This is a genomic window from Paracoccus salipaludis (assembly GCF_002287065.1).
Taxonomy (GTDB): domain Bacteria; phylum Pseudomonadota; class Alphaproteobacteria; order Rhodobacterales; family Rhodobacteraceae; genus Paracoccus; species Paracoccus salipaludis.
Window position 1 is genome coordinate 77,540 of record NZ_NSJZ01000012.1, and the last position, 12,973, is coordinate 90,512.

The window sequence follows — 12,973 nt, forward strand, 5'->3', positions numbered from 1 at the left end:
AGCGTTCCGCGAAATGCCGGGCCACTTGCCCGGCCCTTGCCGCAGGATGGCGACCCCAACCGCATCCAGGCGCATCTGCGCCGGACCATGAACATTGGCACGATGAGATCCTCCAAGTCCCGTTCGCGCAACAAGTCCCGCAACAATCCGCGGTCGCTTGGCAACATCGTCAACCGCGTCTTCGACAGCTCGGGACCCGAGGGCAAGGTCCGCGGCACGCCCCAGCAGATCATCGAGAAATACCTCGCGCTTGCCCGCGACGCGCAGCTTTCGGGCGACCGCGTGGCCGAGCAGAGCTTCCTGCAGCATGCCGAGCACTACACCCGGATGCTGGGCGAGGCGCAGCGCGAGCAGGCCGAGCGCCAGGCCCAGTTCGGCGGTCAGCAGCCCGGCGGCTTCGAGAACCGCGAGGAGCGCAACGGCCATCCCTACAACGGCGGCCACCAGCAGGGCGAACGCCGCGACGACCGCGGCGAGAACCGCAACGAAGGGCGGGCTGACGGCCGCGGCGAGGGGCGCAACGAGCCCCGCCCCGAGGGTCGCGCCGAGGGCCGGAACGACGGCCGCCGCGACGATCGCGGCGAAGGCCGCCAGAACGACAACCGTCAGAACCGCCGCGACGAGCGCGACAATCGCCCGGAGCGGCGCGAGGAACGCGAGGACAACCGCGCCGAGGAACGCGTCGCGGCCGAGCCCGTGACGGCGGATGCCGCGCCCGCCGAGGCTCCGGCCGTCGAGGCCGCGCCGGTCGAGGCTCCGGCTTTTGCCGAGGCGCAAGCAGACACCGCAGGTGGCGAGCAGCCCGGCTTCCCCGAGTTCCTGCAGGCGCCCCTGTCGGGCCTGCCCGAAGCTCAGGGCGGCGAGGACGCGGCCCCGGTGGAAACGCCCGAGAACCGGGCCGAGGCACCCGAAACCGAGGCCGCAGCGCCCCGCGCCCGCAAGCCCCGGGCGGCAGGCGCCGCGCCGCGCCGCGCGCCCCAGCGCCGACGCAAGGCCGCCGACGAGGGCGAGGCCGCGCCGCAGGCCCCCGAGACGGCCGCGGACGAGTAAGCCGGAGGGGCGGGATACGCCCCCTTTCGCCTGCGCTGCGGAAGGATCAGCCTTGCCGGATCGGGTATCCGGCAGGCCCTGCTCTGCGCCGCTCCTTGATCAGCCCGAAGCGCCAGCGCTCCTATCTGGCCTGCGCTGGGTCGGGGTGGATGCCCCGGCGATAGACCTTGATCTTGCGCCGTTTCCGGTCAGGTGGATGCGCCCGCTAGTGCCGCGGCCAGCGCACGGGCCAGGGCGCAGAAGCGTTCCAGGTCGATTTCTTCCGCGCGGGCGGTGGGCGGGATGCCCGCCTCGGCCAGCAGCGTCTCGATCTGCGGATGCAGGCCGCGCAGCGAGGCGCGCAGCATCTTGCGGCGCTGGTTGAAGGCGGCGCGGGTGATTTCTTCCAGCAGCTTCGGATCGGCCGGAAAGCGGGGCTCGGGCAGGGCGGTCAGGTGCACCACCGCCGATTCCACCTTGGGCGCGGGCACGAAGGCCTGCGGCGGCAGGGTCAGGACGATCCTGGCCTCGCAGCGCCATTGGGCAAGGATCGCGAGCCGGCCGTAGTCCTTGCCGCCGGGCTTCGCCACGATGCGCTGCGCGACCTCCTTCTGGAACATCAGCGTCAGGGACTGCCAGAAGGGCGGCCATTCGGGCGGCGTCAGCCAGCCGACCAGCAGTTCCGTCCCGATGTTGTAGGGCAGGTTCGCCGCGATGCGGACCGGGGGCGTGACATGGGCCAGCGGGTCGATTTCCAGCGCATCGCCGTGGATCACCGTCAGGCGGCCGGGATAGGCTTCGGCGATCTCCTGCAGCGCGGGAATGGCGCGGGCGTCCTTCTCGATCGCCAGCACGTGCCGGGCGCCTTCGGCCAGCAGCCCGCGCGTGAGGCCGCCGGGACCGGGGCCCACCTCGATCACGTCGCATTGCGTCAGGTCGCCCGCCGCACGGGCGATGCGGGCGGTGAGGTTCAGGTCCAGCAGGAAGTTCTGTCCAAGCTGCTTCTTCGCGCGCAGGTCGTGGCGGGCGATGACGTCGCGCAAGGGGGGCAGGCCGTCGATCGCGCTCATGCGGCCGCCAGCGGGGGCTTTGCGCCCCCGCACCCCCGCAGGGTATTCGGGTCAGAAAGAAGCCTCATGCCGCTGCCCGCTTCCGCGCCATGTCCCACGCCATGCGCAGCGCGGCGATGGTGCTTGAGGGATCGGCCCGGCCCCGGCCCGCGATGTCGAAGGCGGTGCCGTGGTCGGGAGAGGTGCGCACGAAGGGCAGGCCCAGCGTGACGTTCACGCCGCCCGCGAAGTCCAGCGTCTTGATCGGGATCAGCCCCTGGTCGTGGTAGCAGGCCACCGCCGCGTCGTAGCGGGCGCGGGCCGGGGCGTGGAACATGGTGTCGGCGGGCAGGGGGCCGGTGACGGCCAGTCCCCCGGCGGCGAGGCGCCGGCAGAGGGGGGCGATCCAGTCGAGTTCCTGCCGCCCCATCGCGCCACCCTCGCCCGCATGGGGGTTGAGGCCCGCCACCGCGATGCGTGGCGCAGCGATGCCGAAGTCGCGGATCAGCCCGGCATGGGTGATGCGGATCGTGCGCTCCATCAGCTCGGGCGTCAGCGCCCGGGGCACATCCTCAAGCGCGATGTGGATGGTGGCGGGCACGACGCGGCAGGGTGGCTCGACAGTGGTCGAGGCGAGCATCATCACGACCTCGGCCCCGCCCGCGAGATGCGCGAGATACTCGGTGTGGCCGGGGAAGGCGAAGCCCGCGCCTTCCTTCAGGGCCTGCTTGCTGATCGGCAGGGTGCAGATGCCCCCGGCCTCGCCCCGCATCGCCATGCCCACCGCCCGGGCGATCACGTCGATGACGCCCTGCGCGTTGGCCGGGTCGGGCCGGCCGGGCGTGGCGGGGGCGGCGAAGTCATGGCGCAGGACTGGCAGGGTGCCCGGAGGTGCGGGGTGGCGGGGCGTTGCGACCTCGGCCCAGGCGGTGCCCTCGGGCAGGTGGCGCGGGTCGCCCAGCCACACGAAGGGCACGCCTGCCTCAAGCGCGCGGGCGGCGAGCTCGGGTCCGATGCCGCCGGGCTCGCCGCAGGTCAGGATCAGGGGCGCGGTCACGGGCGGACGGTCACGGCCGCCGCATCAGCGCGTCGGCGCGCAGCTCGGCCAGGTAGGCGTCGGCGGCGAGCGTGGCCTTGCGGTTGAAGATCACCGCCCGCACGTCCTCGCGCGAGCGGAGCGGCGGGTCGCCCGCCTCGGCGACGCCTGCGGCCTGAGCCGCGTCCGCGGCGGCGTTCTGCGCGTTCGGGGCCTCGGCGGCACCTGCGGCCGGGGCTTCCTGGCGCCGCTCGGGCACGGGAAGGCCGGGCAGCGTGGTCGAGGGCGTCGTGTCCGCGATCAGCGAGGGCGTGCGGTCGCACAGCATCACCAGCCGCGCCCCCGCGCCATAGTCGATGATCGTCCCTTCGTTGGGGTCCAGCGAGGCGATCCGCTGCGCCACGTCCAGGGGCACCGCATCCAGCGGCTGCGTCTGGCGCCGGATCACGTCGCCCGCGATGCGGTTCGCCTCGACATAGACCGTCTCGCAGCTGTCGGCGACCGACAGGATGCGCGCGCCTTCCGCCGCCGAAGGCAGCGCGAGTTCCACGTAGTCCACCGTTTGCGCCTCGGCGCCCGTGCGCAGGCGGCCCCGGGTGTCGCGCAGGAAGAACAGCACCACCGCGCCCGGCACGGCCAGCGGCTGGCTGATCGAGCCGGGCTGCAGGCTGAGAACGATGTTGCGCAGGCCGGGGGCAAGGTTTTCCAGCGGCGTCCAGGGGATCTGCCCGCCCTGCGCCGCCGAGGGCACGGCGGAATACTGCCGCGCCGCGGCGGCGAACTGGCCGCCGCTGGTCACGGTCGCGGCCAGCCGCTCGCCCAGCGCCAGCGCCGCCTGTTCCTGGCCGGGTGGTGCGGGAATCACCAGTTCGGACAGCAGCACCTGGGTGACGATCGGGGTCTCGATCTCGCGCGTCAGTTCCTGCTCGACCTCGCGGTCGCTGACGCTGATGGTGGGGACGATCCGCTGACGGACGACCTCGCGCCAGGCGACGCCCGCGCGGACGAAGTCGCGGTAGGCCTGCCGGTCCACGCCCTCGCGGGCCAAGGCCTCGGTGAAGGCCTCGATGCTGAGGCTCGCGCGGCCTGCGAACTCGGCCAGGCCCTGTTCCAGCCCCTCGTCGGTGACGGCGATGCCCATCTGCTTGGCGGCCTGCAGCTTCAGCCGGTCGTCGATCAGCGCCTGCAGCGCGGCTTCGCGGTTGGCGTCGGGCGCGCGCAGGATTTCAAGAAAGCGGACGCGCTGGTCCAGTTCGTACTGCGTCACGGCCGAGTTGTTGACATAGGCGACGGGTGACAGCGGCCCGGCCTGCGTCAGCGCGGGCAGGGCCGTCGCGGCCAGCAGCACCGCCATCGTCGTCGCGTGAATCATCCGCCGCATCGTCGCCTCATCCTCGTTCTTGCGCGTCAACCTAGCGCAGGCAGGTCCGCCGCGCCACCGGGGCCGCGCCGCCGTCGCGCGAACGCCCGAAGCCTCCCAGCCGCACTGACAGCCCCACGTCCGTATCCGCCCGCACCGTGTCCGACGAGGTGAAGCGGCGCGACACCGACAGGTCCACCGTCACGCATTCGTTGCGGTATTCCAGTCCCAGCTCTGCCTTCTGCGCGCGGTCGGCGTCGAAGTCATAGCGCGTTTCGGCCGTGGCCCGCCAGCCTTGCGCCACCTGCCAGCCGGTCGAGGCGGTCAGTTCCGACACGTCGGCGTCTTCCCCGTCCTCGGTCACCGCATCGATCCACAGGTAGCCCGCCGACAGTTCGAACCCGGGCTTCAGCCAGCCCAGGCGCAATTCGTCCCGGCTGAGATTCATGTCGCTGTCGAACAATGCGCGGTTGGCGAGGGCAAGCCCGTTCGCGCCCGAATAGGTGGCCGACAGCAGCCAGTCGGACTGGCGGCCCGCCAGGACCTCGCCATAGCGTTCGAAGGCCGGGTCGGGATCGTCGCGCAGCACGCGGCCTGCGGTCAGGCCCAGCGACCAGCCGGCAGGATCGATGCGCGTCCAGGTCACGCCGAGGTTTGCCCGCAAGCCGCTTTCCACGGCATCGCGCCCGGGCAGGCGGTCCAGGGCGAACAGGTTGCCTTCGTCGAACTCGACCAGCTGCGAGTCTTCGTTCGGGATGCGGTCCTCGTCGTCGAGATCGGGGGACCAGACGATCTGCATCGCGGGTTCCAGCAGATGCGCGGCGCGGCCGGACCGCGAAAGCAAGGGCCAGCGCAGCTCCACCGCGCCGGTCGGGATCGCGCGCGCTTCCGAGTCGTCGTAGCGGCTATCGTCGCGGATGTTGTAAAGGTCGGCGTCCAGGCGCGTCTGTGCCGCCGCCACGAATCCGCCCGGCAGAACCTGGCTGCGCCGCCAGTCCAGCCGTGCCGAAGCCCGCGCCATGTCGCGCCCCGCGATGTCGGCCCCGGAATCGCGCTGGTGGGCGTGGACGGAAAACTGCAGCCCCGCTTCTCCGCCGATCAGGGCGGGCCGGAAGCGGCGTTCCCACAGCGCGTCGGCCACGAGGCCGGGCGAGGTCGCCTCGTCCTCGTCCTCGCGCAGGGTTTCGTAGCGGCCGACGCGGACCGCCAGCAGCCGGTCGCGCAGCACGCGGTCCAGTGTCATCCCGCTCCACAGCCGGTCGGCGTCGGTGATGTCGTAGTCCAGCAGATAGGCCCGGTCCGAGGCGGTCTGCACCTGCAACCCCAACAGATAGCCGCGGGGCAGCCGGAAGGCGGCCGCGCCGAACAGAAAGCCGCGGGTGCCGTCTTCCAGGTCGTCGTCGCTGATCGCGCCGTTGATCTCGGCCGCGCCATTGGTGAAGGCCTGGCGATAGCGCAGCCCCAGCGTGGCCGTGCGGCTGGCCGAGACATAGGGCGTCAGGGTCACATCCGCGCTGTCGCCCAGCGTGATGAAGTAAGGCAGCATCACCCCGAAGCCCAGGCCCGAGGTCGTGCGGAAGCGCGGCTGCAGGAAGCCCGTCATCCGCTCGACCGTGGGATCGGGGGCCGACAGCGCGGGCAGGGTGGCGATGGGCAGGCCGAAGGCGCGGAACTGCGGGCGGTCGAAATGGATGCGCCGGGTTTCCGCGTCATGGGTGATGCGGCGGGCGCGGATCTCCCACAAGGGGGTCGGGTCTTCGGCGCAGACCTGGCAGGAGGAGGCCACCACATGGGTCAGGGTGGTCATCCGGCCCTGGCCGGTGCGGCGCACCTCGGCGGCGGCGAACTGCAGTTCGCGCGCAAGGACCAGCCGCGCGCCGGTCAGCAGGCCGTCCTGAAGGTCCTCGTCCAGTTGCGCGGCGTCGGCGACCAGCACGGCCTCGGAGGGGGTGCCGGCAAGGCCGGGCTCGGTCAGGTGGATCGGCCCCTCGATCGCCAGGGTCCCGGCATTGCCGTCGTAGATCACCCGCTCGGCGATCAGGCGGGCGCCGCGGAACCAGACCACCACCCCGCCCGAGGCGGTCAGGATCTGGTTTCCGGACAGATCGACATGGTCGGCCAGCAGCGTGGCCGCGTCGTCGGGGCCGGGCGGTGCCTCGCCGCGCGCGGGCGGGCGGCGGGGGGTGATCACCACCGGGGGCGGGGTGAAGCTGGTGCCGTCCGCCAGGCGGTCGCCGGCCTGGGTCGATTCGGTGGGGGCCAGCGCCGGGCCGGGACGGTCGGTCAGGGGGGCTGCGCCCGGCGACTGCGCGGCCGCCGGGGCCGCCAGCGCCAGCGCGGCAGCCATCGTCAGGGCGGCGGCGCGGCAGGCAGGGGGAAGGGCAGCGCGGGTCATCATTCCTCCAGCCGCAGCAGGACGGTCAGTGCCAGAAGAGCCGCCACCAGGGGCGGGGTGAAGGCCGCAAAGGCGGGGGGCACCTCGCCCGCCTCGCCCAGGACCTGCGTCAGGTTGCGCAGGAAGAACAGCGCCACCCCCGCGATGAAGGCGGTCAGCACCAGCATCCCGCTGCGCCGCCCGCGCATGGGGCGCATGGTGAAGACGGCCGCGACCATGACCATCGCGCCCATCAGGAAGGGCCGCGCCAGTTCCATCATCAGCCAGACCTTGTGGCGCAGGGCGGAAAAGCCCGCGCGCTCGAGGCCGCTGATGAAATCGGGCAACTGCCAGATCGGCACCGCATCGGGCGCGCCGAAGCCGTCGCGGATGCGGGCGGCGGTCAGTTCGGTCGGCAGCGTCAGGCCGGGCAGCGCCATGGCGGCGCTTTCGGGGTTCGCCGCGCCCAGCGGCCATTCCTTGACTCCGGTCAGTGCCCAGGCGCCGTCCACCAGCCGGGCCGATTGCGCGACGATGCGGCGCACGGGCCCCTGCGTTTCGTCGAAGACAAGAAAGGTCGCGTCGTAAAGCGTGGTCGCGTCGGGGCTGGCGCGCGAGGCGCGGATCACGATCTGGCCGCCGTCCTCGCCCGTTCCCGCCGCACGCGCGGGCACGCCCTGGCGCAGCCAGACGGCACCGCGCCCCAGCGAGACGGTCTGCGGCACCTCGCCCGCCGCCCGTGCGGCGGCCTCGTCGTAGCGCTTGGTGGTGGCCGCGACCATCGGGTTCATGACGCTGACGAGGATCGCGCCCAGCACCACGGCCGTGATCGTGGGCGCCCAGAGGATGCGCAGCCCCGACCGGCCCGCCGCACGGATCGCCACCATTTCCGAACTGCGCGACAGGCCCAGGAACAGCGCGATTCCCGCCAGCAGCGCCAGAAGCGGCAGGATGCCGTAAAGGCTTGCGGTGATGTTCAGCGCGGCCAGGCCCGCAAGGCCGATCAGGCCGATGTCGCGGCCCCCGAAGCGGCGGATCTCCTCGATGATGTCGATCAGGAACAGGATCGCCGCGAAGACGGCGAGGACCATGAGGAACTGGCGCACGAAGCGCCGGGCGACATAGCGCTGCAGGATCATGCCGGAGCCCCCGCCGAAGGGGCCGCGTTCCGGCGCGGTCCGCGCGACCGGGCGGCGGCCCACAGCGTGGCCGCGACGATCCCGGTCCCCGCCACCGCGGGCAGGTAGAGCAGCGGCCAGGTTTCGGGCGCCTTGGCCGCGCGGCTGGCGGCGGCGGTCTGCAGGAAATGCACGAAGAGCAGCGCGACCACGGCCCAGATCACCTGCCGCCAGACGCCGAAGCGCGAGAAGCCTCCCAGCAGCAGCATGGAAAAGCCCAGAAGCGCCCCGACGGGCGCCAGCAGGGGCTGGGCCAGCCGCTCATGCGCCTCGGCCCGCGCGCGCTCGGGCGTGGCACCGGTCGCGGCCAGCATCTCGGGGTCGGGATCCAGCAGCCGGAGGGTCGAGTAGTCGCGCAGGTCGCGCCCGCCCTGCGCGCTGGCCTGGAACAGCGCGCCGATGTCATAGGTGAGGTCGGCGAAGCGCGTCGTGGACAGCCGCGGTTCAAGTCCCGGCGTGCTGCGGAGCGTCTGGACCATGCCCCGTGCCATCGCCAGCCGCGGGCCTGCCTCGGTGCGCAGGACCAGCGCCTCCTCGGCGGTGTAGATGGTCTGGCTGGCCGGGTCGCGCGCGTCCTCGAGGAACAGGTCGATCAGCCGCCCGTCAGGGGCGATCTCGCCGATGAACAGGGTGACGCCCTCCGAGGGATACTGGAAGGCGCCCGGGCGCAGGAAGCGGGCGGTGACGTTTTCGGCGATGTCGGCCTGGCGCTCGGCCAGCCGGGCGCGGGCCATCGGCACCAGCCCATGCGCCAGAACCCCCACCATCAGCGCGACCAGAAGGCCGAAGACCAGTGCCGGCCGCGCCATCCGCCAGGGCGACAGCCCCGCCGCCTGCATCACCGTCAGCTCGGATTCCGAGGCCAGCCGGTTGGTCCCGTAGGCCGTCGCCGCGAAGGCCGCGACGGGCAGCACCAGCGCGATCACCACGGGCAGGGTCAGGGCCGTGAACTCCAGCACCACCAGCGCGGTCTGGCCGTCCTGGATCAGCTGCTCGAACAGCCGCACGGCGCGGTTGATCCAGTAGACCGACACAAGCACCAGCGCGAAGAACCCGAACTGGGTCAGGAACTGCGACAGCATGTATCGGTCGATGCGGGTCATGTCCCATCCTGGCGCGGCGCGGCTTCCTGCTTAGCCGTCCCGCCGCCGCCGGGAAAGCCCTTCGGCCCGCCGTCGCGGTCCGTCTGGTCAAGGCGCGGGGGCGGGTCTAGGGTCGGGGACGCTTCCGAACCGAAGGCTCCTGCGTGATGACCCATCCCGTCGAAATCCGATTCCAGCCCCTGGCCGATGCCGACCTGTCCGCGCGCGAGGGGCGGCTGGTCCTCGTGCTGGACGAGCGCGCGCAGCTGCCCAAGGGCCTGCCGCAACCCGCGCGCAAGGCGCTGGGCCGCGCGGTCGCCGCCAAGGCCTGGGCCGACGTCAAGCCCGGCGCGGCGATGGAGATCGCCTTTCCCGCCGGCCTTTCCGCCGAGGCCGTGCAGCTGGTCCGCCTGCCGCGCGGCGCGGATGCGGCACTGGCCCGCAAGGCGGGCGCCGCCATCGGGGCGCGCATGGGCAAGGGCGAGGTGACGGTGGTCTGCGGGGCACGCTGCCCGGTAGCCGATCTGACGCTGGGCCTTGCGCTCAGGGGCTACGAGTTCTCGGCCTACAAGTCCGCGCCCCAGGCCGATGAGCCGCAACCCGCCGAGGACGTTCCCGCCGCCGAGCCGCAGAGCGTCACCCACGGCACCGCGCCCGAGGCACGCCTGAGCGACGCCGGTGCCGTCGAGCCTGCGCCCGCCGACGCGCCGACGGACCAGCCCGCCGAACCGCCCCAGCCGGAAAAGGCCCGCGTCACCGTGCTGTGCGACGATCCCGAATCCTGCGCGCGCGAAGCGCAATCCGGCGCCGCGCTGGCCGAGGGCGTGTTCTTCACGCGCGACCTCGTGAACGAGCCCGCCAACGTCCTGACCACCACCGACTTCGCCGACCGCCTGCTGGCGATGCGCGAACTGGGCCTCGAGGTCGAGGTGCTGGACGAGGAGGAGCTGACCCGCCTCGGGATGCGGGCGCTGCTGGCCGTGGGGCAGGGCTCGGAAAGCCCCTCCAAGGTCGTGGTCATGCGCTGGCAGGGCGGCGGGGACCAGGCGCCCTTCGCAATCGTGGGCAAGGGCGTCGTCTTCGACACCGGCGGCATCTCGATCAAGCCCGCGCAGGGGATGGAGGAGATGACCATGGACATGGGCGGCGCGGGCGTCGTCGCGGGCGTCATGCGGACGCTGGCGCTGCGCCGCGCGCGTGCCAATGTCGTGGGCCTGGTGGGTCTGGTCGAGAACATGCCTGACGGCCGCGCCCAGCGCCCGGGCGACATCGTGCGGTCCATGAAGGGCGACACCATCGAGGTCGTGAACACCGACGCCGAGGGCCGCATGGTGCTGGCCGACGTGCTCTGGTACGCGCAGGACCGCTTCCAGCCCGCGGCCATGGTGAACCTCGCCACCCTGACAGGCGCCGTGATCATCGCGCTGGGCCATGACAAGGCCGGGCTTTTCAGTAACGACGACGGGCTTGCGGGCGACCTGCTGAAGGCCGCCGACGCCGCGGGCGAGGGCCTGTGGCGCTTGCCGCTGGCACCCGCCTACGACGACCTCATCAAGTCGCGGCTGGCGGACATGAAGAACTCGGGCGGCCGGCCCGCGGGCTCGATCACGGCGGCGCAGTTCCTGCAGCGCTTCATCCGCAAGGGCATGCCTTGGGCGCATCTGGACATCGCGGGCGTGACCCTGCCGCCGGGCGAGACGACGCTTGCGCCCAAGGGTCCGACCGGCTGGGGCGTGATGACGCTGGACCGCCTGATCCGCGACCGCTTCGAGGCGAAGTAAGGCCGCGCGCTTTGGGCAACGCGCTGTTCTACCACCTGACGCGCTCGACGCCCGAGGCGCTGGTGCCCTCGCTGATCGCCAGGTCGCGGGCGGCGGGCTGGCGTGTGGAACTGCGCGGCATGGACGCGGCCCGGATGGCGCGGCTGGACGATCTGCTGTGGCAGGGGGACGGCTTCCTGCCGCACGGGCTGGCCGGCGGTCCGCATGACGCGATGCAGCCGGTGCTGCTGACGGTGGCGGGCCAGACGGCGGCGGGTGCGGACTGCCTGATCGCCATCGATGGCGCCGAGGTGGGACCGGCCGAATGCACGGCCGCGCAGCGCGTCTGCATCGTCTTCGACGGCAATGACGAAGGCGCCCTGAACGTCGCGCGCGGCCAGTGGAAAACGCTTACCGGCGCCGGCGTCCCGGCGGAATACTGGTCCGAGGCGGGCGGCCGCTGGGAAAGGAAGCGCTGAGGCTGCACGCGCCCGCGCCGGGCTCCTGCCCGACCGGACGGTCTTTCTTCTTTGTCCAAATATCCCGGGGGTCCGGGGGCTGGCCCCCGGCCGGCCTCACCGCTCCAGCACCAGCATGCCTTCCTCGAACCCGACGCGGGCGAATCGGCTGAGGTAGTCCATGCCCAGCAGCGAGCGGTCCACCTCGCCCCGGATCACGATGGCAGGCACGTTCTGGTCCAGGATCTCGCCGATGGCCACGCTGTCCAGCCGCACGGTCGCGGTTGGCACCAGCCCGTTCGCGGTGCGGGCGCGGTCGGCGAAGACAAGGCGGTCCAGGTCGATGCCCACCCGCTCGGCGTCGCGCTGCCGCAGCGCGATCGAGGACGCGCCGGTGTCCACGACGAAGCGCACCGGGACGCCGTTCAACTCGGCCGTCAGGTGGTAATGGCCGTCGGGACCGACCGGCACCTCGATTCGCGTGGAACTGACCACGGCCTGACGCGGAACGATGTCGCGCCGGATGTCCTCCCACAGGCCGGCGGCGGCGATGACGGCGACGAAGATCAGCCCCCAAGCCGCTACGGCGCGCAGGGCCGCGCCGCCGTCGCGCCGGAACTCGACAATCAGGAAGCCGCCAAGTGCCAGCACAAGCAGCGAAAGAAAGATCAGTCGGGCGGGATCGACGCTCATGGGGCGGGGCTCCTCGGGCGCGGGGCGTTCGCTTCCCATCTTGTGTGCGCCAGGGCCAAGCGCCAGCCCGGACCATCATTTTTGCGTCGGGTGCGCAGGTGCGGCGTTCACGCGCCGGAACCCGTGACTGCGAAAGGACTTTCGGCGGCGTCGCGCTGTCCTTATATGCATCCAGGCGGCCGTCCGCGGACATCCGCCGCAGGGGCCATCGGCCCGACAACGGAGAGAGACGATGCACGCACCTTCACCCATGGCGCTTCTGCTGATCGCCATCGTCGTCCTGGTCCTGTTCGGCCGGGGCAAGGTTTCGTCCCTGATGGGCGAGGTCGGCAAGGGCATCACCGCCTTCAAGCGCGGCGTCCGCGACGGCGCCGACGAGATCGAGCGCACGGTGGACACCCCGACCGAGCGCGCCGCCGTCACCGCCGAGCGCACCGCCGACGACCTGGAACTGCGCGCCGCCCAGGCCCGCGCCGAGGCCGACCGCATCCAGGCCGAGGCCGACGCCGCCCGCGCCCGCCGGGCCGACGCGCTGCGCGACGTGACGCCGCGCGACGCCGACCGCCTGTAACCCGGCCGGGCAGCCATGTTCGATGTCGGCTGGACCGAGCTTCTGCTGATCGGCGTGGTCGCGCTGATCGTCATCGGCCCCAAGGATCTTCCGATGATGTTCCACACGCTGGGCCGGATCACGGCCCGGGCGCGGGGCATGGCGCGCGAGTTTTCCTCGGCCATGGAGGACGCGGCCAAGGCCTCGGGCCTCCAGGAGGCGACCAGGGACCTGCGCGACCTGCAGAAGATGACCAGCCCGCGCGCCATGGGACTGGATGCCCTGGGCCGCGCCGCCGACAAGTTCGAGAAATGGGACCCGCTGCAGCCCGTGCGCGACGCGGCCTCGGCCGTTCCCGACCCGGCCGCGCCGCCGCCCGCCGCGCCCGTTCCGGCGACGCCCGC

Annotated in this window: 11 protein-coding genes and 1 pseudogene; 5 read left to right on the top strand and 7 right to left on the bottom strand. The window is 72.4% G+C overall.

What is annotated here, in order from left to right; all coding sequences use genetic code 11:
- Positions 1 to 102: 102 nt before the first annotated feature.
- A complete protein-coding gene (locus CK240_RS13005) occupies positions 103 to 1,050 on the top strand; it encodes a DUF4167 domain-containing protein (protein WP_095640779.1) in 948 nt (315 codons plus the stop codon).
- Positions 1,051 to 1,238: 188 nt separating this feature from the next.
- Here the strand turns inward: CK240_RS13005 and rsmA are convergent, their stop codons facing one another.
- From rsmA to lptF, 6 genes are all read right to left on the bottom strand, one after another.
- Entirely contained in the window at positions 1,239 to 2,099 is an 861-nt protein-coding gene (gene rsmA / locus CK240_RS13010) for a 16S rRNA (adenine(1518)-N(6)/adenine(1519)-N(6))-dimethyltransferase RsmA (protein ID WP_095640760.1), read from the bottom strand.
- Positions 2,100 to 2,163: 64 nt separating this feature from the next.
- Positions 2,164 to 3,135 (bottom strand): 4-hydroxythreonine-4-phosphate dehydrogenase PdxA, encoded by a 972-nt coding sequence (gene pdxA / locus CK240_RS13015; protein WP_095640761.1) that lies wholly within the window; start codon positions 3,133 to 3,135, stop codon positions 2,164 to 2,166.
- Between the two features lie 10 nt (positions 3,136 to 3,145).
- Positions 3,146 to 4,495: a peptidylprolyl isomerase gene (locus CK240_RS13020; RefSeq protein WP_095640780.1), complete on the bottom strand. Its 1,350-nt coding sequence runs from the start codon at positions 4,493 to 4,495 to the stop codon at positions 3,146 to 3,148.
- 31 nt (positions 4,496 to 4,526) lie between these two features.
- On the bottom strand, positions 4,527 to 6,869 hold the full coding sequence (locus CK240_RS13025) for an LPS-assembly protein LptD (protein ID WP_240517416.1): 2,343 nt from the start codon (positions 6,867 to 6,869) through the stop codon (positions 4,527 to 4,529).
- Complete coding sequence (gene lptG / locus CK240_RS13030; protein ID WP_095640781.1) at positions 6,869 to 7,987, bottom strand: LPS export ABC transporter permease LptG; 1,119 nt, start codon at positions 7,985 to 7,987, stop codon at positions 6,869 to 6,871. Before lptG ends, CK240_RS13025 begins: the two co-directional genes overlap by 1 nt.
- Positions 7,984 to 9,129 carry an LPS export ABC transporter permease LptF gene (gene lptF / locus CK240_RS13035; protein ID WP_095640763.1) on the bottom strand — a complete coding sequence of 382 codons (1,146 nt, stop codon included), beginning with the start codon at positions 9,127 to 9,129 and terminating at the stop codon, positions 7,984 to 7,986. The genes lptG and lptF overlap by 4 nt, the downstream gene beginning before the upstream one ends.
- Positions 9,130 to 9,275: 146 nt before the next feature.
- Here lptF and CK240_RS13040 point away from each other — a divergent pair, with 146 nt between their 5' ends.
- The gene (locus CK240_RS13040) at positions 9,276 to 10,889 is read left to right on the top strand and encodes a leucyl aminopeptidase (RefSeq protein ID WP_095640764.1); all 1,614 of its coding nucleotides are present in this window, start codon (positions 9,276 to 9,278) and stop codon (positions 10,887 to 10,889) included.
- Between the two features lie 11 nt (positions 10,890 to 10,900).
- On the top strand, positions 10,901 to 11,347 hold the full coding sequence (locus tag CK240_RS13045; RefSeq protein ID WP_095640765.1) for a DNA polymerase III subunit chi: 447 nt from the start codon (positions 10,901 to 10,903) through the stop codon (positions 11,345 to 11,347).
- Between the two features lie 96 nt (positions 11,348 to 11,443).
- On the opposite strand, the gene CK240_RS13050 is transcribed toward CK240_RS13045, so the two are convergent.
- Positions 11,444 to 12,019, bottom strand: a complete 576-nt coding sequence (locus CK240_RS13050) for a retropepsin-like aspartic protease family protein (RefSeq protein WP_095640766.1) — start codon at positions 12,017 to 12,019, stop codon at positions 11,444 to 11,446.
- Positions 12,020 to 12,251: 232 nt separating this feature from the next.
- Here CK240_RS13050 and CK240_RS19240 point away from each other — a divergent pair.
- Both CK240_RS19240 and tatB read left to right on the top strand, forming a co-directional pair.
- A pseudogene (locus tag CK240_RS19240) lies at positions 12,252 to 12,413 on the top strand (twin-arginine translocase TatA/TatE family subunit); the annotation flags it as partial.
- Between the two features lie 192 nt (positions 12,414 to 12,605).
- The coding region (tatB, locus tag CK240_RS13060) for a Sec-independent protein translocase protein TatB (protein ID WP_095640768.1) at positions 12,606 to 12,973 on the top strand (368 nt) is incomplete at its 3' end.

Coding starts and splice junctions, on each gene's coding strand:
- CK240_RS13005 (WP_095640779.1), top strand. CDS start 103: ATGAGATCCTCCAAGTCCCGTTCGCGCAACAAGTCCCGCAACAATCCG.
- rsmA (WP_095640760.1), bottom strand. CDS start 2,099: ATGAGCGCGATCGACGGCCTGCCCCCCTTGCGCGACGTCATCGCCCGC.
- CK240_RS13020 (WP_095640780.1), bottom strand. CDS start 4,495: ATGCGGCGGATGATTCACGCGACGACGATGGCGGTGCTGCTGGCCGCG.
- CK240_RS13025 (WP_240517416.1), bottom strand. CDS start 6,869: ATGACCCGCGCTGCCCTTCCCCCTGCCTGCCGCGCCGCCGCCCTGACG.
- lptG (WP_095640781.1), bottom strand. CDS start 7,987: ATGATCCTGCAGCGCTATGTCGCCCGGCGCTTCGTGCGCCAGTTCCTC.
- lptF (WP_095640763.1), bottom strand. CDS start 9,129: ATGACCCGCATCGACCGATACATGCTGTCGCAGTTCCTGACCCAGTTC.
- CK240_RS13040 (WP_095640764.1), top strand. CDS start 9,276: ATGACCCATCCCGTCGAAATCCGATTCCAGCCCCTGGCCGATGCCGAC.
- CK240_RS13050 (WP_095640766.1), bottom strand. CDS start 12,019: ATGAGCGTCGATCCCGCCCGACTGATCTTTCTTTCGCTGCTTGTGCTG.